The organism is Bacillus sp. OV322 (assembly GCF_900112495.1).
Classification (GTDB): Bacteria; Bacillota; Bacilli; order Bacillales; family DSM-1321; genus Peribacillus.
Genome location: NZ_FOMA01000011.1, coordinates 1 through 26,374 on the forward strand (window position 1 = coordinate 1; position 26,374 = coordinate 26,374).

Annotated in this window: 41 protein-coding genes; 4 read left to right on the top strand and 37 right to left on the bottom strand. The window is 41.4% G+C overall.

Going from position 1 to position 26,374, the window contains the following annotated elements:
- Positions 1-276: 276 nt before the first annotated feature.
- On the bottom strand, positions 277-513 hold the full coding sequence (locus BM126_RS20370) for a hypothetical protein (RefSeq protein WP_090991224.1): 237 nt from the start codon (positions 511-513) through the stop codon (positions 277-279).
- Between the two features lie 134 nt (positions 514-647).
- Between BM126_RS20370 and pdaB the strand changes: the two genes are divergently transcribed.
- Positions 648-1,397, top strand: coding sequence for a polysaccharide deacetylase family sporulation protein PdaB (pdaB, locus tag BM126_RS20375; protein ID WP_090991225.1), 750 nt, complete (start codon positions 648-650; stop codon positions 1,395-1,397).
- Positions 1,398-1,433: 36 nt separating this feature from the next.
- Here the strand turns inward: pdaB and BM126_RS20380 are convergent, their stop codons facing one another.
- Positions 1,434-2,111 (bottom strand): KinB-signaling pathway activation protein, encoded by a 678-nt coding sequence (locus tag BM126_RS20380; RefSeq protein ID WP_090991226.1) that lies wholly within the window; start codon positions 2,109-2,111, stop codon positions 1,434-1,436.
- Between the two features lie 137 nt (positions 2,112-2,248).
- Between BM126_RS20380 and gerD the strand changes: the two genes are divergently transcribed.
- Positions 2,249-2,875, top strand: a complete 627-nt coding sequence (gene gerD / locus BM126_RS20385; RefSeq protein WP_090991227.1) for a spore germination lipoprotein GerD — start codon at positions 2,249-2,251, stop codon at positions 2,873-2,875.
- A gap of 135 nt (positions 2,876-3,010) precedes the next feature.
- On the opposite strand, the gene BM126_RS20390 is transcribed toward gerD, so the two are convergent.
- The 4 genes from BM126_RS20390 to rpsI (BM126_RS23455) form a co-directional block, all read right to left on the bottom strand.
- Positions 3,011-4,066, bottom strand: a complete 1,056-nt coding sequence (locus BM126_RS20390; RefSeq protein ID WP_090991228.1) for an Mrp/NBP35 family ATP-binding protein — start codon at positions 4,064-4,066, stop codon at positions 3,011-3,013.
- A 285-nt stretch (positions 4,067-4,351) separates the two neighbouring features.
- On the bottom strand, positions 4,352-5,074 hold the full coding sequence (gene cwlD / locus BM126_RS20395; RefSeq protein ID WP_090991229.1) for an N-acetylmuramoyl-L-alanine amidase CwlD: 723 nt from the start codon (positions 5,072-5,074) through the stop codon (positions 4,352-4,354).
- 93 nt (positions 5,075-5,167) lie between these two features.
- Positions 5,168-5,611, bottom strand: a complete 444-nt coding sequence (locus tag BM126_RS20400; RefSeq protein WP_071351362.1) for a YbaK family protein — start codon at positions 5,609-5,611, stop codon at positions 5,168-5,170.
- A gap of 436 nt (positions 5,612-6,047) precedes the next feature.
- Positions 6,048-6,203 (bottom strand): 30S ribosomal protein S9, encoded by a 156-nt coding sequence (rpsI, locus tag BM126_RS23455; RefSeq protein ID WP_090991230.1) that lies wholly within the window; start codon positions 6,201-6,203, stop codon positions 6,048-6,050.
- 532 nt (positions 6,204-6,735) lie between these two features.
- Here rpsI (BM126_RS23455) and BM126_RS20410 point away from each other — a divergent pair.
- Positions 6,736-9,132, top strand: coding sequence for a putative bifunctional diguanylate cyclase/phosphodiesterase (locus BM126_RS20410; RefSeq protein WP_177201525.1), 2,397 nt, complete (start codon positions 6,736-6,738; stop codon positions 9,130-9,132).
- A gap of 61 nt (positions 9,133-9,193) precedes the next feature.
- Here BM126_RS20410 and BM126_RS20415 read toward each other — a convergent pair whose 3' ends face one another.
- Together BM126_RS20415 and BM126_RS23095 are read right to left on the bottom strand one after the other, a co-directional pair.
- Positions 9,194-9,424, bottom strand: a complete 231-nt coding sequence (locus tag BM126_RS20415; protein ID WP_256213209.1) for a pyroglutamyl-peptidase I family protein — start codon at positions 9,422-9,424, stop codon at positions 9,194-9,196.
- Positions 9,425-9,432: 8 nt separating this feature from the next.
- Positions 9,433-9,609 (bottom strand): hypothetical protein, encoded by a 177-nt coding sequence (locus BM126_RS23095; RefSeq protein ID WP_256213208.1) that lies wholly within the window; start codon positions 9,607-9,609, stop codon positions 9,433-9,435.
- A gap of 476 nt (positions 9,610-10,085) precedes the next feature.
- Between BM126_RS23095 and BM126_RS20420 the strand changes: the two genes are divergently transcribed.
- Positions 10,086-10,367 (top strand): tyrosine-type recombinase/integrase, encoded by a 282-nt coding sequence (locus BM126_RS20420; RefSeq protein ID WP_090991233.1) that lies wholly within the window; start codon positions 10,086-10,088, stop codon positions 10,365-10,367.
- 131 nt (positions 10,368-10,498) lie between these two features.
- Here BM126_RS20420 and rpsI (BM126_RS20425) read toward each other — a convergent pair whose 3' ends face one another.
- The 29 genes from rpsI (BM126_RS20425) to rpsC form a co-directional block, all read right to left on the bottom strand.
- Positions 10,499-10,891, bottom strand: a complete 393-nt coding sequence (gene rpsI, locus BM126_RS20425; RefSeq protein WP_071351363.1) for a 30S ribosomal protein S9 — start codon at positions 10,889-10,891, stop codon at positions 10,499-10,501.
- 20 nt (positions 10,892-10,911) lie between these two features.
- On the bottom strand, positions 10,912-11,349 hold the full coding sequence (gene rplM, locus BM126_RS20430; RefSeq protein WP_071351364.1) for a 50S ribosomal protein L13: 438 nt from the start codon (positions 11,347-11,349) through the stop codon (positions 10,912-10,914).
- Positions 11,350-11,524: 175 nt separating this feature from the next.
- Positions 11,525-12,262, bottom strand: a complete 738-nt coding sequence (truA, locus tag BM126_RS20435) for a tRNA pseudouridine(38-40) synthase TruA (RefSeq protein WP_090991234.1) — start codon at positions 12,260-12,262, stop codon at positions 11,525-11,527.
- An 11-nt stretch (positions 12,263-12,273) separates the two neighbouring features.
- Entirely contained in the window at positions 12,274-13,077 is an 804-nt protein-coding gene (locus tag BM126_RS20440; RefSeq protein WP_071351366.1) for an energy-coupling factor transporter transmembrane component T family protein, read from the bottom strand.
- Positions 13,070-13,942 carry an energy-coupling factor ABC transporter ATP-binding protein gene (locus BM126_RS20445; RefSeq protein WP_090991235.1) on the bottom strand — a complete coding sequence of 291 codons (873 nt, stop codon included), beginning with the start codon at positions 13,940-13,942 and terminating at the stop codon, positions 13,070-13,072. The genes BM126_RS20440 and BM126_RS20445 overlap by 8 nt, the downstream gene beginning before the upstream one ends.
- On the bottom strand, positions 13,918-14,757 hold the full coding sequence (locus BM126_RS20450) for an energy-coupling factor ABC transporter ATP-binding protein (RefSeq protein WP_090991236.1): 840 nt from the start codon (positions 14,755-14,757) through the stop codon (positions 13,918-13,920). Before BM126_RS20450 ends, BM126_RS20445 begins: the two co-directional genes overlap by 25 nt.
- Positions 14,758-15,113: 356 nt before the next feature.
- Positions 15,114-15,476, bottom strand: coding sequence for a 50S ribosomal protein L17 (gene rplQ, locus BM126_RS20455; RefSeq protein ID WP_090991237.1), 363 nt, complete (start codon positions 15,474-15,476; stop codon positions 15,114-15,116).
- A gap of 86 nt (positions 15,477-15,562) precedes the next feature.
- A complete protein-coding gene (locus tag BM126_RS20460; RefSeq protein WP_071351370.1) occupies positions 15,563-16,507 on the bottom strand; it encodes a DNA-directed RNA polymerase subunit alpha in 945 nt (314 codons plus the stop codon).
- Positions 16,508-16,689: 182 nt separating this feature from the next.
- Entirely contained in the window at positions 16,690-17,079 is a 390-nt protein-coding gene (rpsK, locus tag BM126_RS20465) for a 30S ribosomal protein S11 (RefSeq protein WP_040372575.1), read from the bottom strand.
- Positions 17,080-17,101: 22 nt separating this feature from the next.
- Positions 17,102-17,467: a 30S ribosomal protein S13 gene (gene rpsM, locus BM126_RS20470; protein ID WP_071351371.1), complete on the bottom strand. Its 366-nt coding sequence runs from the start codon at positions 17,465-17,467 to the stop codon at positions 17,102-17,104.
- Between the two features lie 22 nt (positions 17,468-17,489).
- Entirely contained in the window at positions 17,490-17,603 is a 114-nt protein-coding gene (rpmJ, locus tag BM126_RS20475; protein ID WP_003156543.1) for a 50S ribosomal protein L36, read from the bottom strand.
- Positions 17,604-17,643: 40 nt separating this feature from the next.
- On the bottom strand, positions 17,644-17,862 hold the full coding sequence (gene infA / locus BM126_RS20480) for a translation initiation factor IF-1 (RefSeq protein ID WP_071351372.1): 219 nt from the start codon (positions 17,860-17,862) through the stop codon (positions 17,644-17,646).
- A gap of 59 nt (positions 17,863-17,921) precedes the next feature.
- Positions 17,922-18,668: a type I methionyl aminopeptidase gene (map, locus tag BM126_RS20485; RefSeq protein ID WP_090991238.1), complete on the bottom strand. Its 747-nt coding sequence runs from the start codon at positions 18,666-18,668 to the stop codon at positions 17,922-17,924.
- Positions 18,668-19,318: an adenylate kinase gene (locus tag BM126_RS20490; RefSeq protein WP_071351374.1), complete on the bottom strand. Its 651-nt coding sequence runs from the start codon at positions 19,316-19,318 to the stop codon at positions 18,668-18,670. Before BM126_RS20490 ends, map begins: the two co-directional genes overlap by 1 nt.
- Before the next feature lie 63 nt (positions 19,319-19,381).
- Positions 19,382-20,677 carry a preprotein translocase subunit SecY gene (secY, locus tag BM126_RS20495; RefSeq protein ID WP_090991239.1) on the bottom strand — a complete coding sequence of 432 codons (1,296 nt, stop codon included), beginning with the start codon at positions 20,675-20,677 and terminating at the stop codon, positions 19,382-19,384.
- Positions 20,677-21,117, bottom strand: a complete 441-nt coding sequence (gene rplO, locus BM126_RS20500) for a 50S ribosomal protein L15 (RefSeq protein ID WP_071351376.1) — start codon at positions 21,115-21,117, stop codon at positions 20,677-20,679. The genes secY and rplO overlap by 1 nt, the downstream gene beginning before the upstream one ends.
- A 32-nt stretch (positions 21,118-21,149) precedes the next feature.
- Positions 21,150-21,332: a 50S ribosomal protein L30 gene (gene rpmD / locus BM126_RS20505; RefSeq protein WP_053349054.1), complete on the bottom strand. Its 183-nt coding sequence runs from the start codon at positions 21,330-21,332 to the stop codon at positions 21,150-21,152.
- Between the two features lie 13 nt (positions 21,333-21,345).
- A complete protein-coding gene (gene rpsE / locus BM126_RS20510; protein ID WP_071351377.1) occupies positions 21,346-21,846 on the bottom strand; it encodes a 30S ribosomal protein S5 in 501 nt (166 codons plus the stop codon).
- Between the two features lie 23 nt (positions 21,847-21,869).
- Entirely contained in the window at positions 21,870-22,232 is a 363-nt protein-coding gene (gene rplR / locus BM126_RS20515; RefSeq protein ID WP_071351378.1) for a 50S ribosomal protein L18, read from the bottom strand.
- A 32-nt stretch (positions 22,233-22,264) separates the two neighbouring features.
- Positions 22,265-22,801, bottom strand: a complete 537-nt coding sequence (rplF, locus tag BM126_RS20520) for a 50S ribosomal protein L6 (protein ID WP_071351379.1) — start codon at positions 22,799-22,801, stop codon at positions 22,265-22,267.
- A gap of 30 nt (positions 22,802-22,831) precedes the next feature.
- Complete coding sequence (rpsH, locus tag BM126_RS20525) at positions 22,832-23,230, bottom strand: 30S ribosomal protein S8 (protein WP_071351380.1); 399 nt, start codon at positions 23,228-23,230, stop codon at positions 22,832-22,834.
- 30 nt (positions 23,231-23,260) lie between these two features.
- Positions 23,261-23,446, bottom strand: coding sequence for a type Z 30S ribosomal protein S14 (locus BM126_RS20530; RefSeq protein WP_071351381.1), 186 nt, complete (start codon positions 23,444-23,446; stop codon positions 23,261-23,263).
- A gap of 25 nt (positions 23,447-23,471) precedes the next feature.
- Complete coding sequence (gene rplE / locus BM126_RS20535) at positions 23,472-24,011, bottom strand: 50S ribosomal protein L5 (protein ID WP_071351382.1); 540 nt, start codon at positions 24,009-24,011, stop codon at positions 23,472-23,474.
- 29 nt (positions 24,012-24,040) lie between these two features.
- Positions 24,041-24,352, bottom strand: a complete 312-nt coding sequence (gene rplX / locus BM126_RS20540) for a 50S ribosomal protein L24 (protein ID WP_071351383.1) — start codon at positions 24,350-24,352, stop codon at positions 24,041-24,043.
- A 43-nt stretch (positions 24,353-24,395) separates the two neighbouring features.
- The gene (gene rplN / locus BM126_RS20545) at positions 24,396-24,764 is read right to left on the bottom strand and encodes a 50S ribosomal protein L14 (RefSeq protein WP_071351384.1); all 369 of its coding nucleotides are present in this window, start codon (positions 24,762-24,764) and stop codon (positions 24,396-24,398) included.
- A gap of 39 nt (positions 24,765-24,803) precedes the next feature.
- Complete coding sequence (rpsQ, locus tag BM126_RS20550) at positions 24,804-25,067, bottom strand: 30S ribosomal protein S17 (RefSeq protein WP_071351385.1); 264 nt, start codon at positions 25,065-25,067, stop codon at positions 24,804-24,806.
- 18 nt (positions 25,068-25,085) lie between these two features.
- Positions 25,086-25,289: a 50S ribosomal protein L29 gene (rpmC, locus tag BM126_RS20555; protein WP_071351386.1), complete on the bottom strand. Its 204-nt coding sequence runs from the start codon at positions 25,287-25,289 to the stop codon at positions 25,086-25,088.
- Entirely contained in the window at positions 25,279-25,713 is a 435-nt protein-coding gene (gene rplP, locus BM126_RS20560; RefSeq protein ID WP_071351387.1) for a 50S ribosomal protein L16, read from the bottom strand. The genes rpmC and rplP overlap by 11 nt, the downstream gene beginning before the upstream one ends.
- A gap of 1 nt (position 25,714) precedes the next feature.
- Positions 25,715-26,371, bottom strand: a complete 657-nt coding sequence (gene rpsC, locus BM126_RS20565; protein ID WP_071351388.1) for a 30S ribosomal protein S3 — start codon at positions 26,369-26,371, stop codon at positions 25,715-25,717.
- Positions 26,372-26,374 lie beyond the last annotated feature (3 nt).

Below are 26,374 nucleotides of genomic sequence, written 5' to 3' on the forward strand. Positions count from 1 at the left end.
CGAAGAAATGTTTGACTTGCTCATTTGCTTTTAGAGTGTGTGCTCACTATTTTAAAACGTTGGCGCTTAGTTTTGTTCAGTTTTCAAAGAGCAATCTGTCGTTTGTCTTGCAAGCGACTTTAATATCTTACCAAATATCTAGCTGTCCGTCAACATTTTTTAAAAAGTTTTTACATATTTTTTAAAACTCATTTTAAAATCTCTTTGCTAACAACAGCTTTTTTAATATATCAGCCTTTTTTTCAGTGGTCAACAACTTTTTTTCGCAAAAACATATCATTTTTTTCTTTTCTCATTGACCGGGAGTGATATCCTCATATATTTCATGCATTCATTTGACGGAGCTACCCGCTTGAATAAATTAAAAAGGATTTTATATCTTTCTTCCATCGCTCTTTTAACAATATGGTCAGTCCTTTCATCCTGCAAATCAAAAAGGATTTCGTCCAGCTCCCTTTTTACGATATACTCCATTTCTTTCTGTTCTTTTTCGTTTATCACGAATCCAAGCATCATTTCACCTCTTCACCCATTTTTCCTTATTTTTTCCATAAATCCTTTTTTTATAATGCCTCCCTTCAATTTTGGCATATCTTTATGAAAAACACATAGGATGAGACAAGAGCATCTGGACGAGGTGATGATGATTGAATTTCTTTTTAGTTCTTAACGCACGAACCATAAAACAGCTTTCCCTGATTCTGCTGACTTCTTTAGCGGCAGCTTGGTTCCTTTTTGTGCAAGATGTTAAATTACCTGTCTTTTCTTCGCCAGATGGCCCAAAGGCTGTTTATAAAGGCGAAAAGAATGTTGCACTCACCTTTAATATTGGCTGGGGAGATGAACGGGCAATACCGATTTTGAACACGCTAAAAAAAGAAAATATAAAATCGGCAACCTTTTTTCTTTCCGGTGCTTGGGCAGAACGGCACCCTGACACCGTGGCCCGAATCAGCAAAGAAGGCTTTGAAATCGGGTTGCTAGGCTATGCCTACAAGGATTATTCCGACTTAAAGGATGAAGAAATCGTACGTGATATCTCCAAGGCACAGGAGGTATTCAAAAAAATGAATATTAGTGATATTGAATTTCTGAGGGCTCCAACGGGGCATTTTGACAAAAGGCTCCTTAAAATCAGCGAGAAGATGGGATACACAGTGGTCCATTGGAGTGTAGATTCCAAGGACTGGACCAACCCAGGGGTCAAGGTGATTGTAAATAATGTCAACCAGGCCGGCAAAGGGGATATCATATTGCTCCATGCCTCAGACTCCGCCAAGCAGACAAACAAAGCTTTGCCTGAAATCCTGGATGAACTGCGATCAAAAGACCTTACCTTTGTAACAATTTCACAAATGATATCAAACTCGAGCACCAAGACCGAAGAAATCAAATAAAAGCACAGGTTCAAGGCATGCCTTGAACCTGTGCTTTTATTTTACCCGGTGTTTCTCTTTTCCAGACTGTTCTGAAGTTTCCGCTCGCGGCAATCCCCTTTTAGCAGCTAACTCCTTTTGTGACGCTTCAATCATGCTGTTTAAAATAAGCAGCTGATAGGTGTTGCACACCAGAAGAGTTATCAGCATGAAATAAAGCCATCCCTGGTCATTCGTTTTAAGTACCGGAACCCATTCAATGATGGTAATGCCCGCCATAAAAAATAAAGCAGGTATGAATGCTGATTTATTGGTCTGCTTCATTTTCAAGTACGCCACGATGAATGCAATAACGACAATAAGAGAAACAAGCATTAAATCATGAAGCAAACTGCCTTTTGTTTCTGCATTAGAATGGCGAAGATAAATAAAATCGAACAGGACAAACACCATCAAAACAACTTGTACTGAATTCCACAGGGACACGCTCTTAAACAGGCCAAGCCCAAACCTGTGAACAGTCAGATATGCAAAAAAGCCTGCCTGGCTGATTACACTGAAGATAAAGCCCACGCCAACAAGCCATATAAAACTTGTAAGGATTCCCTTCACATCTGCAGAAGTAAAGAGATGTGCAAACTCACTCCAGCGTGCTAAATATCCCACAATCCCCCCGGTTAAACCGCCCAAAATTAATGTTGTTACAAATAAGCGAACTATATTCCTGCTGTTCATTATTTTCCCCCAACACTATTCTCTTTTTCCTTGATTGTACCAATCAGCATATCAAAATGCCACATTTTCTATGCGGCGAATAAATTTCCGGCACTGACCCATATTAAAAATATGATGTTAAGAAAGGGGCTCTGAGTATGAAATTTGGGGTTACTTTACTTCTTTTTTCCATGCTTTGCTTAGCTTGTGCCGGCTGCGGCCAAAGCGGTGCAGGTGCTGAAAAAATGGATTATGAAGCAACAAAAAAAATGGTTGTCGATATATTAAAGACCGATGAAGGAAAAAAGGCTATACAAGATGTTATGAATGATGATTCAGTGAAAAGCCAGCTGATTATGGATCAAAAAGTAGTGACAGATTCCATTGAGAAAACCGTTACTTCCGATAAAGGAAAACAATTCTGGGAAAAAGCTTTTAAAGATCCGAAATTTGCTGCTGCCTATGCTAAGGGATTGAAAACTGAACATGAGCGTTTACTGAAGGATATGACCAAAGATCCCCAATACCGCGGGATGATTATTGAAGTGATGAAGGATCCAGAATTACAAAAGGAATTTAATGATTTGTTAAAAACCAAAGAAATGCGGGAGTTTTCAAAGCAAACTCTCATCGAAACGATGGACAGCCCTCTTGTCAGGGCAAAGATACAAGACATTCTTTTAAATGCTGCCGCGCAAACCGAAAAGTCAGCTGCTGCATCAGGCAGTAAAGGCACAAGCGGGGACAAGCAAGCACAGCCTGAAGATAACAGCAAAAAACAATGAAAAAAGTGGGATGGCAAACGCGGCCATCCCACTTTTCGCTTACCTCTTTATAGACAATCTAAGACATGGTTTCAAAGACAGCTATGCCCTTATATTCCCGGTCAGGATTGCCAGGACACAATCTGATACTGCTTTTTATTTCTGCAGTTTATTGACTACTTTTTCGGCAATGTCAGTATAAATCCTGCCTAAACGATGTTCTGGAGCATATATGGACGGAGCAAAGTCATCTTCGTTCCAGTCAGGCTGCTGCAGCGGCAGCTGTCCCAATACTTCTGTGCGAAGTTCTTCTGCCAGCTTTTCTCCTCCGCCTTGACCGAATACGTATTCCTTCTCGCCAGTCGTCTTGCTTTCAAAAAAGGACATATTTTCGATAACACCAATTACTTCATGTTCTGTTTTGATAGCCATGGCACCCGCTCTGGCTGCTACAAAGGCTGCTGTCGGATGCGGAGTGGTGACGATGATTTCCTTGCATGAAGGAAGCATGGTATGTACATCCAGCGCTACATCTCCAGTTCCAGGAGGCAAGTCAAGTACGAGGTAATCAAGGTCTCCCCATTCCACTTCATTGAAGAAGCTGTTAAGCATCTTTCCAAGCATTGGCCCTCTCCAGATAATTGGAGCATTGTCTTCCACAAAGAAGCCCATTGAAATGACTTTTACTCCAAAGCGCTCCACCGGAATGATTTTCTTGCCCCTTACAACAGGGCGGGTAGAGATTCCCATCATATCCGGAACACTGAATCCGTAGATATCAGCATCCACTAATCCAACTTTTTTGCCCAGGCGGGCTAAAGCAGTTGCAAAGTTAACCGAAATGGTAGATTTTCCTACCCCTCCCTTTCCGCTCGCAATGGCAATAAAGGCAGTTTTGCTGTTAGGGCTAAGTAACCCGGGAGCCTCTTCCGGTGTGTTCACGCGATGCTTTGCCAATTCTTCTTCCGGCAAGTCAGTAAAGCGGATTCCAACCGAATCAGCCCCATTGCTTTTAAGCAATTCCACAATTTTCGTCTGCAGCTGAAGCTGTTCTCCTGTGCCAGTCTTAGCAATGGCAATTTTCACGCTTACATGATTTTTTTCTGCCTTGATCTTTACTTCTTGAATCCCATTTGTTTCATTTAATGTTTTATGCAGAAAAGGGTCATTTAAACCCTTAAGTAAGTCGAATACTTTTTCTTCAGTAATCAAAACAGACACCCACCTTTAGTGAATTCATTTTTCAAATAATAGTATACCACACACCATAAATGTTTCTGAAACCTCAAACATTAGCAGGAGGCTGATTTAATTGAAAGCCCCATAAAATCAACATGGTTATTAGAATTGAGAGCAGCCAGACATGGGCTAAGAACCTCCCGAAAGCGAACGGCTGATGCAGAAATCAGAGACAATTTTGTCAGAACTAAAAAAGGCAGTGCTTTTTCCGATTTTCATGCCTGCACATGAAAGACGGTTATGCACTGCCTTTTTCACCTACTGCTGATCTTTGGACGGAACCGTGTCTTCCGTAAAATACCTCAGCACTCCCTTATAGATAGAAGCCGCAATTTTTTCCTGATAAGAATCTTTAATCAGGTTTCCTCGCTCTTCAGGATTCGACAGAAACCCGATTTCAACTAGAGCTCCCGGTTTTTTTGCATTTCTCATCAGATAGATATTGTTGATGATTTTGGCACTTCTTGAGGTGTTCTCCAAATTTCTCTTTATCTCGGCCTGAATAAACTGGGCCGCCCTCTCATTCTCCTCATAACGGGCGGTATAAAAAGTTTGCGCCCCTTTCCACTTTGAGGACGGAAAAGCATTTAAATGGATGCTTAGGAAGAGATCAGCATTAGAATCATTAATCAACTTCACACGATTCCGAAGATCCTGCTGCTTCCTCATCCGAATGCCTTTGGTCTCCTTATCAGCCAGGTCTTTATCATTTTTTCTTGTAAGTACAACAAAAGCCCCTTGTTCCTGCAAAAAATCCCTCAGCTTTAAAGTGACAGCTAACGAGACTTCCTTTTCAACAATAGAACTAACATTTGCTCCGCCGTCAGGCCCTCCATGCCCCGCGTCCAGCACAATTACTTTGCCTGTAAGCGGCAGGTTCCAAGACTTCCAGGAGTCATCATCCATAAATTTTATGCCAATCATTAAAAACAAGGCAATAAAACCAACTGTAATTCCCGTATATATTAGCTTTCTTTTCATACAGTTCTCCTTCCGGCTAGTCCTCCATATTTAAAAATATGGGACAACATCCGAAAATAGAACTGCCTGCATGCTTGCTGATATCCGCATGAATTAATGAAGACGCATTTTATATCTTTTTTCTCCTTTGCCAAAGCCGTCTTTCCACCATACCTCTACATAAGCTGTGCAGCGATAATAAAGATCTTCACTGTACAAATCGATATCACCGACTTTCCCCCAATATAAAATGAAATTAAAAAGCGTATCAATCAGATGCTTTTCTTCCTGAGCACATCGTGACCGGGCCATTTCCTCCGACTCGCCGTAATAGCCAAATTTTGAGAAACGGGCACCAAGCAAAAAAGCCTCTATTGCAATATCAAAGCAGCCCTCTTCTAAAACATCCGAAAAATAAATGCCAATCGACTTATCCGAACCAAAATGCTCAAACACTCTCTTCTTCATATTTTCAATCGACAAATCCCGAAGCAGCCTTCTCTCATACTTAACCTGCTTCTCCCTCTGCCGTTCCTTTAAAGTTGTAATTACATTCATCCTAGCACCTCACTGATGGGGTCAGACCCCATTTCCCGGAGTATTTCCCGGTTTATTGTTAGTGTTTGCATGCTGGGTAGGGTGATTCTTTTTTTGATGATTTTGCGGATGGCAATTATTTATCAGGATGGCTGAGCTATTTTTTTGGGAGGCTTTATGTATGAGGATATAATGACAGCAATCACTAATTATAACTTGATACTGGCGGTGGTTTCAGATAAGGTGCAATTAGCTAATCAATGCCTGCATCTGTTCTCCTTTGTGTAACTTAAGAATCTTAGGACTGTCTATATTTGTCCTGTTAAAACACAGATGGAACAACTGCCTGGCCTCACAAGCCTTGTATGGAATATTTTCTTAATATATGGGAAAGAAAACTTCACGGAATAAAAAAGACCCCAACCAAAATGGTTGAGAGCCTTCCGAGCGCTAAAAGTTAACGCTTTGAGAACTGAGGTTCACTACGCGCGCCTTTAAGACCGTATTTTTTACGTTCTTTTATTTGTATATATAATATGAAGAATAAAAAAACCTCCTGTGTAATGTCCTCTGCAGTGCTCCAGCCCTTTACAATTAACGACATACTTTTCATACATATCAATCATAACTTCCAGAATTTCTCATCCTAATTAGCAAATATCCATACTTCTCCATATCCGCTCCCTGTATTTAAATATTTATTTGAATTTTATAAACTTTACATTTTTCCAGACCGATAAATAAATCACAGGAAAATATAACTATTTAATCGTTCCACTCCAGCCAGGGAAAAAATATCCTCTACGCTGAAAAATCGTTTCACCAGGAAAATTGAAAAACCTCGGAGGATAGACAACATGAAAGCAAAATCAATCATAATGTTTACAGTACTTCATTTTTTAAGTTTTTTTATTTCAATTCTGTTATGGAGAGACAGCCCTTTCATTCAGACACTTTTGGGCAATTTCTTTAGCATTTCGGCTTCCTTGATTTCTTCCTCCTTTTTATACTCCAGTTTCAAGGATATTAAACGCATAGGGAGCGCAGGGTCAAGAGAAAGCACATTTCTATTTCTGCTTTTCCTCGGAAGCTTCAGTTACTTTACGGCAGAAGCAATCTGGTTTTTTTATGAAAGTATATGTCGAGTGAGAGTCCCATTTCCAGGATATACAGACTTATTTTACAACCTGCAGACGCTCTTTTATTTTGCTGCTTTTATTTGGATTCTTCTTAAGGAAAGAAACAAGTTCGGGATCTTAAGATTCCTTTTTGATGTATCCATCATAATGACCATCTGTGTTACATTAACCTATAATTTATTTCTGAGCCCGATTCTCAAGGCTGGGGATTTAGATGAATGGGCTTTATTTGTGTCAATGTCCTATCCCATTGGTGACTTGATTCTATTGTTTGGCGCCATCACTTTATGGTTTTTGCGTGATTCAGGAATGCTATCGAAGTGCTTGGCTTTTCTTATTACAGGGCTGTCCATTCAAGTAATTGCAGATAGTTTGTATTCCTGGCAGCAAATTAATGAAACATACATTTCCGGAAACTTATTAGATACTTTGTATAGCCCCGCTCTCTTATTGATTGGATTCTCTGGTTATTTTCTTAAAACAGAATACCGTAAAGCTAGCCCTAAGCCGAAACAAAAACAAGACCAAAGAAGAAGCACTTATTTTTCCATCATCGTTCCTAATTTACTGGTGCTGGGATTGTTTGTTTTTTTAATTTACTCTCATTTGTATACATCCGCTTACAAGATATTCGCCATTTTTGCCATCTTCCTGGTGGTTACGCGTCAGGTTGCCGTGCTGCTCGAAAACAACAGGCTGCTTCATCGCTATAAGAAGAGAACGCAGGAACTTAATATCAGTGACCAGCGATATCGTTCCTTATTTGAATTTAATTTTAACGCTGTATTTTCTATTAATTTAAATGGATCCTTTACATCAACTAATCAGGCGGCACTGAAGCTTTTGGGCTATACAGAGGAAGAATTGACGCAATCCTCCATTTTTTCCATCTCCACTGCAGAAAATGAAGAAGAGATAGCTTTCCATTTCAATAGAGGGATTAATGGTGAGGTTTATAAATTTGAAATGGTGATTAATCGTAAAGAAAAAGATCAGCGGACTGTATTATTTACCACTACTCCGATTAAAGTAGAAGATCAGTTGGTTGGTTTATATATTTTGGCTGATGATATTACGGAAAATAAAAGAAACGAAGAAAAAATAACACATATGGCCTTTCATGATTTACTTACAGGCCTGCCGAATCGAAGAATGTTTGAACTGGAAATCGAGAAGGCTTTGAATGAATATAAAGAAAATGGCGGCCTATTCGGAATCATGTTCATTGATTTGGACCGCTTTAAAGTTATAAATGACACACTCGGCCATAAGCTGGGGGATGAAATCATAATTGCTGTTTCTAAAAGGCTGCGAGAGGTGCTGAGGCCCGCTGATATGGTCTCAAGACAGGGCGGTGACGAATTCACCTATATAATTAGAGCCATTACCGAAATAGAAGAAATAAAAAAAATAACAGAAGATGTACTTTATGCCCTTAGTAAACCCTATCGCGTGGAGAGTGTTGAAATGAACATTACTCCAAGCATAGGAGTAGCTGTCTATCCATGCGGAGGCCGGACTGTAGAAGATTTAATGAAAAATGCAGATACCGCTATGTATCAGGCAAAAGAAAACGGAAAGAATTCCTATTACATTTTTGAAAAAGAAGAAAATGAGATTCCTTCCAAAAGACTGGTTCTGGAAAATGATTTATACAAGGCTATAGAAAGAAATGAGCTGCTGGTGTATTATCAGCCGCAAATTGATTATCATTCAAGAAAAATTATCGGTGTAGAAGCACTCATACGCTGGAACCATCCAAAGCTAGGCCTAGTTCCTCCTTCCGAATTCATACCGATAGCTGAAGAATCAGGCCTGATTCTTCCCATTGGCGAGTGGATTCTCTGGGAAGCCTGCACGCAGGTGAAAAAATGGAATGATCAGGGGTTTTCTATCAAAGTTGGAGTGAACTTATCACCAAGACAATTTAAAATGAAAGATGCTATTTCGTGCATTGAAAGACTCTTGGGCAAAACCGGCTTGGATCCGGCCAATCTGGATCTTGAAATCACGGAGGGTATCGCTATGAACAGTGTAGATATTATAATTCCTCTGCTTAAAAAGCTGAGGGAAATGGGAATTAAAATATCCGTTGATGACTTTGGCACAGGGTACTCATCACTTGCCTATTTAAGCAACTTCCCCATTGATACACTAAAAATCGCCAGGGAATTTATCGACAAGGTCGGAAAAGATCCTGGAAATGAAGCGGTGATTGCTTCCATTATGTCCCTTGCAGACAATCTAAATCTTTCTGTCATCGCGGAAGGAGTGGAAACGGTGGAGCAGGCTCAATTCTTAAGTTCCCTTGACTGCAGAAACATGCAGGGATATTTATTCGGTAAGCCGGTGCCTGGTGAGGTGATGGAGGAATTATTGCTTGAGGAAGCCAAGGCGGGCTGATCCTGAAGGACCTGCACAAAAGAATAAGGCCTGAACCGTGTATTGATACGGCTCAGGCCTTTTATTTTCGACATGAATATCTACATATAAGGATTGTGCAAGTCTCCTGATGTGTATTTCCGCTGATCACCCGGATATCCTGCTCATGCCTTGCAGCGGTCAGGGCAGCAAGCTTAATTCCTTCAGTAATGATTTCAAGGCTAGAACTTGACCCTTCCTTGTCGATGGTCTGTTCAGGCAGAAACGGGAAATGGATGAATTCTCCCATTATCTCTAAGGAATTCTGGCTGATTTAGTCCATCAGGCCATAAAGTATATGATTACAGACAATGGTTCCGGCAGTATCGGAGACGATGCAGGAGTGTTATGATCCTTCAGCAGCATACTCTTAATTGAAGGTCCCGTCCAATAAGCCACAAGCCCTTCCGATGAGATCGCCAAAAGGCCAAGGCCTTTGAGCAGTATTTTTTGTTTCATCGTTTCCCCTCCTATACATTTAAAGAAACCAGAACATACATCAAAATTATGTTAAAAAGCAGCACAGCCAGTGAAGTAGGCTCCTGTATCTTAGCTCATCCAATCAAAACTATTTATATCTTAGGAAATCTTAGCATTGATCCTTTATTGCAATTCGCTTGATGCTTCAAGAATCCGATTAGAAAGGTAAGCTCAGATTTACTTATCCTTTGTCTCCTTGAACGGAACAAATATCGGGTTCTTAATAATCTGAATCTTTGCGTGACCATGTTATAATACTGTGCTCGTAAAGGAGAATTACTTGCTCTGAGCTGGGATGATAATGATTTTGAAGCCGGTTCGCTAAGATTATGGAAGACACTATTTCAACAATGGTGGATATGTCTTTCAAACCCCTAAACCAAGGATTATAGGCGTTTAATTAGCTTAGATACTCCCCTTACCCTTTCTTTGTTAAAAAATGGCGTATAAGCCAAATGGAAAAGAATTTAGCTTATGGGGAAAAGCAGAGACAAAACAACATAGTATTTACTAGGCCAGACGGTGCTCCAATCAGATTAGCTTATTTAAACGAGCAGCTGAATGGTTTAGGTAAGCAAGACAATTTACGCCCTATCACTATTCATGGTTTACGCCATACACATGCTTCTTTGTTATTTGAAACCGGAGCAAGCATTAAAGAGGTTCAGGAAGATTGGGTCACTCAGATATCAAATGACAATAATCGTCTATACAAACGTAACAGACACTTTATATGAACAGACCGCTGAAAAATTTCCAAAATATTGAGCTTTAGAGGTGGTCATGTGGTCAAAATGTGGTCAAAGCGTTTTTTTAGAAAAAAAAGACTCCCAACCAAAGTGGTTGAGAGCCTTCCGAGCGCCAAAAATTAACGCTTTGAGAACTGAGGTGCACGACGAGCGCCTTTAAGACCGTATTTTTTACGTTCTTTCATACGTGCGTCACGAGTTAATAGTCCTGCAGATTTCAATGAAGGACGGTATTCAGGATCAACTTGCAGCAATGCACGAGCGATGCCGTGACGGATTGCTCCAGCTTGTCCAGTGTATCCACCGCCATTAACATTTACAAGGATATCGTATGTGCCAGTAGTTTCAGTAGCAACTAGGGGCTGCTTCACTACTTCACGCAATGCTTCGAATGGGATATATTCATCAATTCCACGTCCGTTGATAACAACGCGACCTTCGCCTGGTACTAAACGTACACGAGCTACAGAGCTCTTACGGCGACCAGTACCATAATATTGAACTTGTGCCAAGATAGTAACCTCCTTATTAATTATCCGCGTAATTCATATACTTCAGGCTGTTGAGCTTCGTGCTTATGCTCGCTGCCAGCGTATACGTGCAATTTTTTAAAGATTTGACGACCAAGAGAGTTCTTTGGAAGCATGCCTTTGATAGCAAGCTCAAGCATTCTCTCAGGGTAGTTTGTTCTCATCTCAAGAGCTGTTCTTGTCTTAAGACCGCCTGGGTGCATTGTGTGACGGTAGTAGATTTTGTCAGTAAGTTTCTTACCAGTTAGTTCGATCTTTTCTGCATTGATCAAGATAACATGATCACCAGTGTCAACGTTCGGTGTAAATGTAGGTTTGTTTTTGCCGCGTAAGATGGCTGCTACTTCACTAGCAAGACGACCTAAAGTTTGACCTTCAGCATCGATTACATACCATTTACGATCAACTTCGCTAGCTTTCGCCATAAATGTTGTACGCATGATTACCCTCCTAAAAAATGTTCATCCATTTTGTTATATTTATTTTCAATCACAATAAACTTCCGGGGCTTATCGCGGGATTAAAATACATACCATATTATATTATATTCTCGAGATGACATTGTCAAGAGAATGTTACACCAGGTTTAGTTGTCATGAAGATTTTTTTTCATGATTATTCATAATGGACTTTCCACAAGTATAAACCATGGCCTGGAGCCGTTTTCCCCGCCAGAGCCCGATCCTTCCCCTCTAAAATCCGAGGAATATCCCCTGGTGCCAATTTTCCGCTGCCTGCTTCAAGGATAGTGCCAGACAGGATCCGGACCATATTATATAAAAATCCGTTTCCTCTGAAAGAAAAAACTAAAGTGTCTCCTTCATTTGCCAATTCAATTTCTTGAATGGTCCTCACTTTATCGGATACTTCCGTTTTTGCAGAACAAAAGCTTGTAAAGTCATGTGTCCCCTTTAAATATGCCATCGCTTCCTTCATGCGGGATTCATCCAGCGGGAAAGGATAATGATGGGCATAATGCCTTCTAAATGGGTCTCGCTGGGAAGAGCGGGATATCACGTACCTGTATTCTTTTCCCTTAGCATCAAACCTTGCATGAAAGTCAGCTGGTGCAGGCTGAAGCTGCAGGATGGCTATATCATCCGGCAGTAAGGCATTCAGCGCCTTGATCCAATTAACTTCAGGGAATTCATAGTGAGAATCAAAATGCACAACCTGTCCGCGTGCATGGACTCCTGCATCGGTTCTCCCTGAGGCAGTGATTTTCACTTCCTGCCCTTTATGCATCTTTCTAAGTGCCTGCTCAATCTCACTCTGCACGGTCCTTTTAGAAGGCTGAACCTGATAGCCTGCAAAATGGGTTCCGTCATAGGAAACAACAGCTTTATATCTCATATGAACCGTCCTTACGCCCAATATCGTAAATAAAATAAAATGATAGTCAGAACAAAAAGAGCAAGCAGCAGTAAAGAATCTATGGCCTGCCATTTCAGCTGGCGGTATTTCGTCCTGCCTTCACCGCCGCGATATCCCCTGGCTTCCATGGCAATGGCCAATTCCTCTGCCCTTTTAAAAGAGCTGACGAATAACGGAACAAGCAAAGGAACAATTGCCTTGATCCGATTTTTAATAGGACCGGATGAAAAATCGACGCCTCTTGCGGTCTGTGCTTTCATAATTTTATCTGTCTCTTCCATAAGAGTCGGAATAAATCTAAGAGAGATCGACATCATAAGAGCCAGTTCATGTACAGGCAGCTTCCATCTCTTTAAAGGATTTAGAAGCTCCTCCATTCCGTCGGTTATCGATATAGGAGTAGTAGTCAACGTTAATAGAGAAGTAACCAGAATCAAAAAGGTAAACCGGAGAGAGATGAATATCCCTTGTCTAAGACCTTCTTCATGAATTTCAATCCAGCTGAATTTGTAAAGAATGGCTCCTTCCTTATTGAAAAAGATTTGAAGCAGGAAGGTAAATATAATCAGAAAAAAGATAGGCTTAAGTCCGTTATAAAGAAAACCGAAGGGAATTTTTGAAAGAATGATTAAAGAAATAGTGAAAATCCCGACAACTGTGTACGCTTTCCAATTATCCGCAAGGAAGATGATGCATACAAAAAAGAAGACCAGAATTAACTTTGCCCTTGGATCCATTTTGTGAAGCAGGGAATTCATTGGAACATAACGCCCTAATATCATTTTATCAAGCATTATCTCCCCTCCTTTCCAAAACCTTTTTAACTTCACTGGCAAGGTCACCAATAGTTAAACAAGGCCTCTCAAAGGCTATTCCCAGCTTTTCCTGAAGCTTAAGCTGAAAACGTACAGTATCAGGTACATCTAGCCCCAGTTCCATTAATTGTTTCGGCTGTGAAAAAATTTCAAGCGGAGCCCCTTTTTGAAAGACGGTCCCCTGGTGCATGATGATAATTTCATCAGCATAACGAGCTGCATCTTCCATACTATGAGTAACCAGGATGGTAGAAATGCCTCTTTCCTTATGAAGGCTATAAAACATATCCATAATTTCCTTGCGCCCTCTTGGATCTAAACCTGCTGTAGGCTCATCCAGTACGATTACTTCCGGCTCCATGGCAAGGACACCGGCAATGGCCACTCTTCTCATTTGCCCTCCTGATAAATCAAAAGGAGACTTGTACAGAATTTCCTCGCCCATGCCCACCTGCTTAAGAGCTTTTCTGGCCAGGATTTTCGCTTTTTCCTCAGAAACCCCAAAATTCATGGGTCCAAAAATTAAATCTTTTTCTACGGTTTCTTCAAACAGCTGATGCTCAGGAAACTGGAAGACGATACCCACTTTCCTCCGTATCGGCCGCAGTTCCTTCTCTTTCCTGCCAGACTCTATGGTACGCTCACCAATAGTAACCTTCCCTTTTGTGGGCTTAAGCAAGGCATTTAGGTGCTGCAAAAGTGTGGATTTTCCAGACCCTGTATGCCCAATTATAGCAACGTAAGATCCTGATTGAATGTCAATGTTGACATCATGCAGGGCACGATGCTCAAAGGGGGTTGAAGCCTGGTAACGATATTCTACATCTTGAAGTGTGATTCGCATAAATCGTTCACCAGCTCTTCCTCTATCAGATGGCCACTTTCAACATCAATCCCCTGCTTGCGCAATGCTTTGCTCAGCTTAACAGTAAAAGGGATATCCAGCCCTAATTCTAATAGTTCATTTTCTAATTTAAAAATCTCACCAGGGGTCCCTTCACGGTAAACCTTTCCTTGATTCATGACAATAATCCGGTCGGCTCGTGATGCTTCTTCTAGGTCATGTGTAATGGAAATAACAGTTAAGATATTTTCATCTTTCAATTGCCTGACCGTTTCCAGCACTTCTTCACGCCCGCGCGGATCGAGCATGGACGTTGCTTCATCTAAAATAATAATATCCGGACGAAGTGCGAGGACGCCTGCAATAGCCACACGCTGCTTCTGGCCTCCTGAGAGATGGTGCGGCTCTTGATCGAGAAATGTGTCCATTTTGACCTTTTTCAGGGCATTATGCACACGCTCAACCATAACCTTTTGCGGAACACCTGAATTTTCCAAACCAAAAGCCACATCATCTTGAACAGTGGTTCCTACAAATTGATTGTCGGGGTTTTGAAACACCATCCCTATCCTTTTGCGGGCCTCCCAAACTGTTTCCTCTGTCAAGGGATTGCCATTAATGAGTATTTTCCCTGATTCTGCAAAATGAAGGCCGTTTAGCAATTTTGCCAATGTTGATTTTCCTGAACCATTATGGCCTACGATTGCCAGCCACTCACCTTTATATATATCAAAAGAAACGCCATCTACGGCATTCCTCTCCTGATCTTCATATTTAAAAATAACATCCTCTAAAGAAACCAGCTTCTCTTTCATGTGGCCCTCCCTGTACTCAGCTATTTCTCTATCATATCTCAGCTCTGCTCGCTTATAAAATGAATAACTTCTGTTTTTGGATATAAAAAAACGCTGCACCCCTTCCGCCGAACATGATCGGCAAATTAAGAGCAGCTTACATGGTCCTGATCCGTTAACCAGGAATATCTTATTAACGCTTACTAAAAAAGCGGGAAGGGGTGCGAGAGCTAGACGTGAAGGCTCCCTGATTTGGGCTGCCAGCCATCGTATCACTCAAGCGTATTCTTGTATGGTTCAAAGGTAAAATAAAGATAGAGAAAAAGGGCAGAAGACAGGGTAATGTTCAACTGTCCCGCCCTTTTATTCCACCGTTATTAAACTAGTTCGATAACCACGATTGGTGCAGCGTCACCGCGGCGTGGTCCCATTTTCATGATGCGTGTGTAACCGCCTTGACGTTCTTCGTAACGTGAAGCAATGTCACTGAACAATTTTTGAACGGCATCTTGACCTTTTTCAGCATCAGCCACTTCATTGCGCACGTAAGCAGAAGCTTGACGGCGTGCATGCAAGTCACCGCGTTTGCCAAGAGTGATCATTTTTTCTACAACAGAACGTAATTCTTTAGCACGTGCTTCTGTAGTTTCAATGCGCTCATGGATAATTAGATCAGTAGCTAAATCACGAAGTAATGCTTTACGTTGGGCGCTAGTGCGTCCTAACTTTCTGTAACCCATTGAGGATTCCCTCCTTTGTTGAAGTGTTATATTCTTTATTTAAGGTTCAGACCAAAACCCTAGCGTAGCTCTGGGCTATCTAGAAGTCAGTCATCTTTACGCAGACCAAGGCCTAATTCTTCAAGTTTCGCTTTCACTTCTTCAAGTGATTTGCGTCCCAAGTTACGCACTTTCATCATATCTTCTTCCGTTTTATGAGCAAGCTCTTGAACGGTGTTGATTCCGGCACGTTTCAGGCAGTTGTAAGAACGGACTGAAAGATCAAGCTCTTCGATGGTCATCTCCAAGACTTTTTCTTTTTGGTCTTCTTCTTTTTCTACCATGATTTCAGCATTTTGTGCTTCATCCGTTAAACCAACAAAGATATTCAAATGCTCTGTTAAAATCTTGGCTCCTAGTGCTACAGCTTCTTGCGGAGCATTGCTTCCATCTGTCCAAACATCAAGAGTTAACTTGTCGAAATTGGACAACTGGCCTACACGTGTATTTTCTACCTGGTAGGAAACACGAGAGACAGGAGTGTAGATAGAATCGATCGGAATCACGCCAATTGGCTGATCTTCTCTTTTATTCTGATCTGCAGGAGTATAGCCGCGGCCCCGGCGTGCAGTTAAACGCATGCGCATGTGGCCATTTTTGCCGATGGTAGCAATGTACAATTCAGGATTCAGAATTTCAACATCGCTATCATGGGTAATATCGGCTGCTGTAATGACTCCATCTCCCTGCACATCAATTTCAAGCGTCTTTTCTTCATCGGAATAAATCTTAAGAGCTAGCTTTTTCACATTTAGAATGATAGAAGTTACATCTTCTACGACGCCTTCAATTGTTGAGAACTCATGCAGCACTCCATCAATTTGTATAGATGTGACAGCAGCACCTGGAAGTGAGGATAAAAGAATACGACGCAGGGAATTACCCAAGGTAGTACCATACCCACGCTCTAGTGGCTCTACGACGAACTTGCCATACTTGGCGTCATCGTTGATTTCAACCGTTTCGATTTTTGGTTTTTCTATTTCGATCATTCATTAAACCCTCCTTCAAAACGTCAAAACCCCGGCTAGTGAATAACTATTCACATGTAACCGAAATTCCCCATGTATACGTTCCCGCTTGTGCGCAACAACTGAAATAATCTTTCTGTAAGAACGCAAACCTAGTATTATATCCCATTATAGACAGGGATACAAAATTCTATACAGAAAAATTAAACACGGCGACGTTTTGGCGGACGGCATCCGTTATGCGGAACTGGAGTTACATCTTTAATAGCAGTTACTTCAAGACCAGCAGCTTGAAGAGCACGGATAGCTGCTTCACGACCAGCACCAGGGCCTTTAACTGTTACTTCAAGAGTTTTCATACCATGTTCGATAGATGTTTTAGCAGCAGTTTCTGCAGCCATTTGAGCAGCGAATGGAGTAGATTTACGTGAACCTCTGAAACCTAAAGCTCCTGCACTTGACCAAGAAATAGCGTTACCATGAGCATCTGTGATCGTAACAATAGTGTTGTTAAATGTAGAACGAATGTGTGCAATACCAGTTTCTATATTCTTTTTCACACGACGTTTACGTGTATTAGTTTTACGTGCCATGAAAAGTAACCTCCTTTACTGATTATTTTTTCTTGTTAGCTACTGTACGACGAGGTCCTTTACGCGTACGAGCATTGTTTTTAGTATTTTGTCCACGAACAGGTAGTCCACGACGGTGACGAAGACCGCGGAAGCTGCCGATTTCCATTAGACGTTTGATGTTAAGGGAGATTTCACGGCGAAGGTCGCCTTCTACCTTTAACTTGTCAATGATATCACGGATTTTATTTAATTCATCTTCTGTTAAGTCCCGTACACGTGTGTTTTCAGAAACACCAGCTTCAGCAAGAACCTTGATAGCTGTTTGTTTACCAATACCATAAATGTATGTTAAAGAAATGACAATACGTTTGTCACGGGGAATATCTACACCAGCAATACGTGCCATGCTTTAGTGCACCTCCTTCTAATTAGCCTTGTTTTTGTTTATGTTTAGGGTTTTCGCAAATAACCATAACTTTACCTTTTCTGCGGATAACTTTACACTTTTCGCAGATTGGCTTTACAGATGGTCTGACTTTCATTGCTATCTAACCTCCTTATACAGATCGGAGCGTAACCGATTTATTTAAATCGGTATGTGATTCTGCCGCGAGTTAGATCATACGGGGAAAGCTCAACTGTTACTTTATCACCAGGCAAAATGCGAATAAAGTGCATACGAATTTTACCGGATACATGAGCTAAAACAGTATGACCATTTTCTAATTCTACCTTAAACATTGCATTTGGCAAAGTTTCTAAGACCTTACCTTCTACTTCAATTACATCATCTTTCGCCATTAAATGATTCTCCCTTCTCTATGCGTGGACTCAAATCAGCAGCATTCAGTGCAGCCACTTCAAAGTATAGTAAGAATATCAAACCCTTTGTCTGTGATTGCAATTGTATGCTCAAAATGAGAACACATCATTCCGTCAACCGTTACTACAGTCCAGTTATCCTCTAAGGTCTTCACATATCTGCTACCGGCATTCACCATTGGTTCAACAGCGAGCACCATACCAGGCATTAACCGAGGACCTTTTTCAGGTGGACCGAAATGAGGAATTGTTGGATCCTCATGTAAGTCTTGACCGATTCCGTGGCCTGCATACTCTCTCACAATTGAGAAGTTATTAGCCTCGACATAGGTTTGAATAGCATGGGAGATGTTTGAAAGGCGCACACCTGGCTTAGCTTCTTTCAACCCTCTATATAATGACTCTTCGGTAACTTCTAAGAGTCGCTGCATTTCTACATCAATTTTGCCGACCGGATATGTCCAAGCGGAGTCTCCATGATAGCCATTATATTCAGCACCGATATCGATACTGATCAAATCGCCTTCATGCAAAACCCGATCCCCTGGAATACCATGGACAAGTTCATTGTTAACAGATGTGCAAATACTGCCGCGAAATCCATTATACCCTTTAAATGAAGGGAATGCACCATGTTTATCTATAAAGCTTTCAGCAATTCTATCCAGCTCTTTAGTCGTAATGCCTGGAGCAATATGTTTCTTTAGCTCTTGATGAGTTAAGGCAACAATTCTTCCGGCTTCACGCATGATGTTTATTTCGCGAGGAGTTTTACAAATGATCATTAACGCAATCCTTTGAGGAGCACATCAACGTCTTCAAAAACTTTGTTAATATCCTGCTGTCCGTTAATGTTGCGCACATACCCTTTAGATTCATAGAAATCAAGAAGCGGCTGTGTCTGCTTAAGATTTACATCCAATCGATTCTGAACGGTTTCTTCATTATCGTCAGCACGCTGATAAAGTTCACCGCCGCAGCGATCGCATACTCCCTCTTTTGCAGGAGGATTGAAAACAAGATGATACGTAGCACCGCATGATTTACAAATACGGCGGCCAGTTAATCTTTCCATGAGTATAGCTTTATCAACATCGATATTAATAACAAAATCAATTTTACGATTTAAATCTCCAAGAATGTTTTCAAGTGCATCTGCCTGGGCAACCGTACGAGGAAAGCCATCAAGCAAGAAGCCATGTTCACAATCTTGTTTGCCTAGCCGTTCACGAACAATGCCAATTGTAACTTCATCAGGTACAAGTTCGCCTTTATCCATGAATGATTTAGCCTGTAAGCCAAGCTCCGTGCTGTCTTTAATAGCTGCCCGGAACATATCTCCAGTTGAAATATGAGGGATGTTATACTTTTCTACGATTCTTTCCGCCTGGGTACCTTTACCAGCACCTGGCAGTCCCATCAACACAAGATTCACAATTAGTTCCCCCTCAAACTCCATAATGGGTTTAAGGGAACACAAACCTGTTCCCAAAACTCATTACTTTATAAAACCTTTATAGTGGCGCTTCACTAACTGCGCTTCAAGCTGTTTCATCGTATCAAGGGCAACCCCGACAACGATTAGCAGGCTTGTTCCGCCGATTTGGGCTGATTGCGGCAAATTAGCAAGCTGGATGAAGATGACCGGCAGTATGGCTACTATCGCTAAGAATATAGAGCCTACAAACGTCAAACGGTATAACACACGAGTCAAATAGTCTTGAGTGCTTTTACCAGGACGTATTCCCGGGACGTAACCGCCTTGTTTCTTTAAATTGTCCGCCATTTGTTCAGGATTGACCTGAATGAAAGCGTAAAAATAAGAGAAGGCAATGATCAGGGCAACATAGACAATCATGCCGATTGGCTTGGTATAGTCAAATGTAGCTTCTATCCATTGTGTTACGTTATTAGAACCAAAGAACGAGGCAATCGTCCTAGGGGTGATGATAAACGCCATTGAAAAGATGACGGGAATAACTCCCGCAGCATTCACTTTCAAAGGCAAGTGAGTGGACTGGCCTCCCACTTGTGTGCGTCCGACTGCAGCACGTTTTGCATATTGGATCGGGATTTTACGCAGTGCCTGCTGAATGAAGATAACAGCAACCACAACGGCTAATATTGCAATAATGATAAGGGCAACAGTAACGATTTTCAAGAAAAGCTGATCTCCTGCATTTTCAAACTGCTGAGCATAGATCTGGTTAACCGTAGTGGGTATCCCAGCAACAATCCCAGCAAAGATAATAATGGAGATACCATTGCCAACACCTTTAGCAGTAATAAGCTCACCAAGCCATAATAGAAAAGCTGTACCGGCTGTCAGGACAGTTGCAATAAGCAAGTAAGTTCCTACACCAGGATTTTGAATCATTTGACCGCCAGCTAAATTATTAAAGCCATATGACATACCAAAAGCTTGGATAAATCCAAGTATGATAGTGCCATAACGGGTAAACTGAGCTAACTTGCGGCGCCCTGCTTCTCCTTGCTTAGACCATTCAGTGAACTTAGGGACAACGTCCATCTGGAGCAGCTGAATGATGATTGAGGCAGTAATGTAAGGCATGATCCCCATAGCTAATATGGAAAAATTCTTAAGAGCACCTCCGCCGAAGGTATTAAGAATACCAAAGACGCTTAGCTGATCCTGTGAAGCTAATAAGTCGGCATTCACATTCGGTACAGGTATAAATGTACCGATGCGATAGACGACTAACATTAACAGGGTAAAAATAATTTTGTTTCTTATTTCACCCACGCGCATAAAATTGGAGATCGTACGAAACATTAGATCACCTCAGTTTGACCGCCGGCAGCTTCGATAGCTTCTTTAGCGGCAGAGGAGAATTTGTGAGCTTTAACAGTAAGCTTTTTCTCAACGTTTCCTTTTGCAAGAATCTTGATTCCTGCTTTTTCTTTGCTGACGATACCTGTCTCGATCAATAGAGCAGGTGTTACTTCAGTACCGTCTTCGAAGCGGTTAAGCACATCAAGATTCACAATAGCGTAATCTTTACGGTTGATGTTTGTAAAACCGCGTTTCGGTAAACGTCTGAATAATGGAGTTTGACCTCCTTCAAAACCTAGACGGACACCGCCGCCTGAACGAGCGTTTTGACCTTTATGACCTTTACCTGCTGTTTTACCGTTTCCAGACCCGATACCGCGTCCTTTACGTTTACGTTCTTTACGAGAACCTTCTGCAGCTTTTAACTCATGAAGTTTCATGTTGGCACCTCCTTGTTAAGAGAAAATATATTTTATTGTTCTTTTACAGTAACAAGATGAGCAACTTTGGTAATCATACCGCGAATCGCAGGGTTATCATCATGAACAACTGTTTGATGCATTTTGCGTAGACCCAGTGTGTTAACTGTTACGCGTTGGTCTTCAGGACGACCTATTAAGCTGCGAGTGAGGGTAATTTCTAATTTATTAGCCATTTGATTTCCCTCCTTATCCTAATAGTTCTTCTACTGATTTACCACGTAATTTTGCTACGTCTTCAGCACGTTTTAATTGCTTAATTCCTTCTAATGTTGCACGAACCATGTTAATTGGTGTGTTTGAACCCAAAGATTTAGAAAGGATATCACTGACTCCGCCTAATTCTAGTACCGCACGAACCGGACCGCCAGCAATAACTCCAGTACCTTCAGAAGCAGGTTTTAATAAGATATGGCCTGCACCAAAACGACCGTTCACAAGATGTGGAATTGTTGTACCAACCATAGGTACAGTAACAAGGTTTTTCTTAGCATCCTCAATAGCCTTACGGATTGCATCTGGAACCTCTTGAGCTTTTCCAGTACCAAATCCAACGTGGCCATTCTTATCGCCTACAACTACAAGTGCAGTGAAACGGAAACGACGTCCGCCTTTTACAACTTTAGCTACGCGATTAATAGTAACTACACGTTCTTCAAGCTCTAATTTATTAGGATCAATACGAAGCATCTGCTTTGTCCCTCCTTTGACTATTAAAATTGTAATCCATTTTCACGAGCAGCGTCAGCTAGTGCTTTTACACGTCCGTGGAAAAGGTATCCTCCGCGGTCAAATACCACAGCAGAAACTCCTTTTTCTACAGCGCGTTTCGCAATAAGTTCGCCAACTTTTTGAGCTGCTTCAGCATTTCCAGTTGCTTCGATGCCGATCTCTTTATCAAGAGTAGAAGCACTTGCAAGAGTTATGCCTTTTGCATCGTCAATTAATTGTGCGTAAATGTGTTTGTTAGAACGGTACACATTTAAACGAGGACGAGCTTCAGTTCCAGAAATCTTAGCACGGACACGTGCGTGTCTTTTCTGACGAACAGAATTTTTATCAAGCTTCGTAATCATTTACGTCACTCCTTTCGTTTACCTATGCGGCATTACTTACCAGTTTTTCCTTCTTTGCGGCGAACGAATTCACCTTCGTAACGGATACCTTTGCCTTTATAAGGCTCAGGAGGGCGTACATCGCGAATGTTAGCAGCAAGTGCTCCTACACGTTCTTTGTTAGCGCCTCTTACGATGATTTTTGTATTGGAAGGAACTTCAACTTCAAGTCCTGTTTCAGGTTCGATTTCTACCGGGTGAGAGTATCCTACGTTAAGGATAAGCTTAGTACCTTGCTTTTGTGCACGGTAACCAACACCGATAAGTTCAAGTGATTTTTCAAATCCCTTAGAAACACCCTCAACCATGTTTGAGATAACTGCGCGAGTGGTACCGTGTAAAGCACGGTGTTCCTTCGCGTCAGAAGGACGAGCTACAGTTAGAACGTTCTCCTCAACAGTGATTGAAAGATCAGGATTAAAAGATCTTGTTAATTCACCTTTAGGGCCTTTAACAGTTACAGCATTTTCGTTAAGTGTAACTGTTACGCCGTTAGGGATTTCAACAGGTTTTTTACCTATACGTGACATCTAGTGCACCTCCATTCTTGTGAAAATGTATTACCAAACGTATCCTAGAACTTCTCCGCCAACTTGTTTAGCGCGAGCTTCCTTGTCTGTTAAAACTCCTTGAGAAGTAGAAACAATTGCGATACCTAAACCATTAAGAACGCGTGGAACCTCACCAGTTTTTGCGTAAACACGTAGACCAGGCTTGCTGATACGCTTTAATCCAGTGATTACACGCTCGTTGTTAGCACCGTATTTCAAGAAGATACGGATAATACCTTGTTTATTGTCTTCGATAAATTCAACGTCACGTACGAAGCCTTCACGCTTTAAGATCTCAGCAATGTCTCTTTTGATCTTAGAAGCAGGAACCTCTAGTTTTTCGTGACGAACCATATTCGCATTACGGATGCGAGTAAGCATATCTGCAATAGGATCTGTCATGACCATTTTAATTTACCTCCTTCCCAAACTCGGGTTTTACCAGCTGGCTTTCTTAACACCAGGAATTTGTCCTTTATATGCAAGTTCGCGGAAACAAATACGACAAAGCTTAAATTTACGGTATACAGAATGTGGACGTCCGCAACGTTCGCAGCGTGTGTATTCTTGCACTTTAAACTTTGATCCGCGCTTTTGCTTTAAGATCATAGATTTTTTAGCCACGTTTTCGCCTCCCTTTATTTAGAGATTACTTTTGGAACGGCATTCCGAATTGAGTAAGTAATTCGCGAGCTTCTTCGTCTGTGTTAGCAGTCGTTACGATAACGATATCCATACCACGGACTTTGCTCACTTTATCATAGTCAATTTCAGGGAAAATAAGTTGTTCTTTAATACCTAATGTGTAGTTACCGCGACCATCAAATGACTTCTTGGAAACACCGCGGAAGTCACGTACACGTGGTAAAGAAACAGACACTAGTTTATCAAAGAATTCATACATACGCTCGCCGCGCAATGTGATTTTCGCTCCGATAGGCATACCTTCACGTAAACGGAAACCAGCGATTGATTTCTTTGCTTTTGTTACTACAGGTTTTTGACCAGTGATCAATGTTAATTCTTCAACAGCGTTATCTAAAGCTTTTGAATTAGAAACAGCATCACCGACACCCATGTTTACCACAATTTTATCAAGCTGTGGCACTTGCATTACTGACTTATAGTTAAACTTGCTCATAAGAGCTGGAGAAACTTCTTTTTGGAATTTTTCCTTTAGGCGGTTCATTATTTCGTGTACCTCCCTTCTTTAATGACTTATTTATCTAAAGATTCACCTGATTTTGTAGCTACGCGTACTTTTTTGCCGTCTACCATCTTGTAACCAACACGAGTCGGATTACCTGATTTCGGATCAAGCGGCATAACGTTGGATACGTGAATAGCAGCTTCTCTGCTGTTAATTCCGCCTTGCGGATTAACTTGAGATGGCTTTGAATGCTTCTTCACGATGTTAACTCCTTCTACAAGCACTCGATTTTTCTTAGGGAATGCTTCAAGGATAACACCTTGTTTGCCTTTGTCCTTACCAGAGATGACCACGACTTTGTCACCTTTTTTAACATGCATTAGCTTCGCACCTCCTTGAAAGGCTTTTTACAAATATTTATCATTACAGAACTTCTGGAGCTAGAGAAACAATCTTCATGAAGCTGTTGTCGCGCAATTCACGAGCAACTGGTCCAAAGATACGTGTTCCACGCGGGCTCTTATCGTCACGGATAATTACACAAGCATTCTCATCGAAACGAATGTAAGAACCGTCAGGACGACGTACACCGCGTTTTGTACGGACAACAACTGCTTTAACTACGTCACCCTTTTTAACAACGCCACCTGGTGTTGCTTGTTTTACTGTACATACGATTATATCACCGATGTTAGCAGTTTTACGGCCAGAGCCACCAAGTACTTTAATTGTAAGAACCTCACGGGCACCAGAGTTGTCAGCGACTTTTAAACGTGATTCCTGTTGGATCATGTACGAAACCTCCCTTCGGATTTACTTAATCCGAACTGATTAAATAATAACAGCTTTTTCTACTACTTCTACAAGACGGAAGCGTTTTGTAGCTGAAAGTGGACGAGTTTCCATAATACGTACTACATCGCCAATTTTAGCTTCGTTTTGCTCGTCATGAGCTTTAAACTTTTTAGAATATTTCACGCGCTTACCGTATAAAGAATGCTTTTTATAGGTCTCTACAACAACGGTTACCGTCTTATCCATTTTGTCGGATACTACGCGTCCAGTGTAGACTTTGCGTTGGTTGCGTTCGCTCATTCTGCAAACCTCCATTCATTATCGATTGTTGACACCGATCTCTCTTTCGCGAACAACTGTTTTCATACGAGCGATCGATTTGCGCACTTCACGGATGCGTGCTGTATTTTCAAGTTGTCCAGTAGCTAACTGGAAACGAAGATTAAATAGTTCTTCTTTAAGAGATTTTACTTTTTGTTCAATTTCGGCAGTGGTAAGGTCTTTGATTTCATTAGCTTTCATTTGATTCACCACCAATTTCTTCTCTTTTTACAAACTTACATTTAATAGGAAGTTTGTGTGCTGCAAGGCGCAATGCTTCTCGTGCCACCTCTTCAGATACACCGGAGATTTCAAACATAACTTTTCCTGGTTTTACTACTGCTACCCAGCCTTCAGGAGCACCTTTACCAGAACCCATCCGTACTTCAAGAGGTTTTGCAGTGAACGGCTTGCTTGGGAAGATTTTGATCCAAACTTTACCGCCACGTTTCATGTAACGAGTCATTGCAATACGGGCAGCTTCGATTTGGCGGTTAGTGATCCATGATGCTTCAAGAGCCTGCAAACCGAATTCACCAAAATGAACTTCAGTGCCGCCTTTAGCATTACCTCTCATCTTACCGCGATGTTCGCGACGGTATTTAACGCGTTTAGGCAATAACATATTATTTTCCTCCTTCCTCGGATTTCTTCTTAGTAGGAAGAACTTCTCCACGATAGATCCATACTTTCACGCCAAGCTTACCATAAGTAGTATCAGCTTCAGCATGTGCATAGTCGATATCAGCGCGAAGTGTGTGAAGTGGAACAGTTCCTTCGCTATAATGTTCAGCACGAGCGATATCAGCGCCGCCTAAGCGTCCAGATACCATTGTTTTGATTCCTTGTGCGCCAGAACGCATAGTGCGTTGGATAGCCTGTTTTTGTGCACGACGGAAAGATACACGGTTTTCAAGCTGGCGAGCGATGTTTTCTGCAACTAATTTTGCATCAAGATCAGCTCTTTTGATTTCAATAATATTGATGTGTACACGCTTGCCAGTTAACTGGTTAAGTGCTTTACGAAGTGCTTCCACTTCAGTACCGCCTTTACCAATAACCATTCCTGGTTTAGCAGTGTGTACAGAAATGTTAATGCGGTTAGCCGCACGTTCGATTTCTACTTTAGATACAGAAGCATCACTTAAACGCTTCGTGATGTATTCACGAACTTTAAGGTCTTCATGCAAAAGTGCTGCGTAGTCTTTATCAGCGTACCATTTTGATTCCCAATCACGAATGATCCCGATACGCAAACCGACTGGATTTACCTTTTGACCCACAGG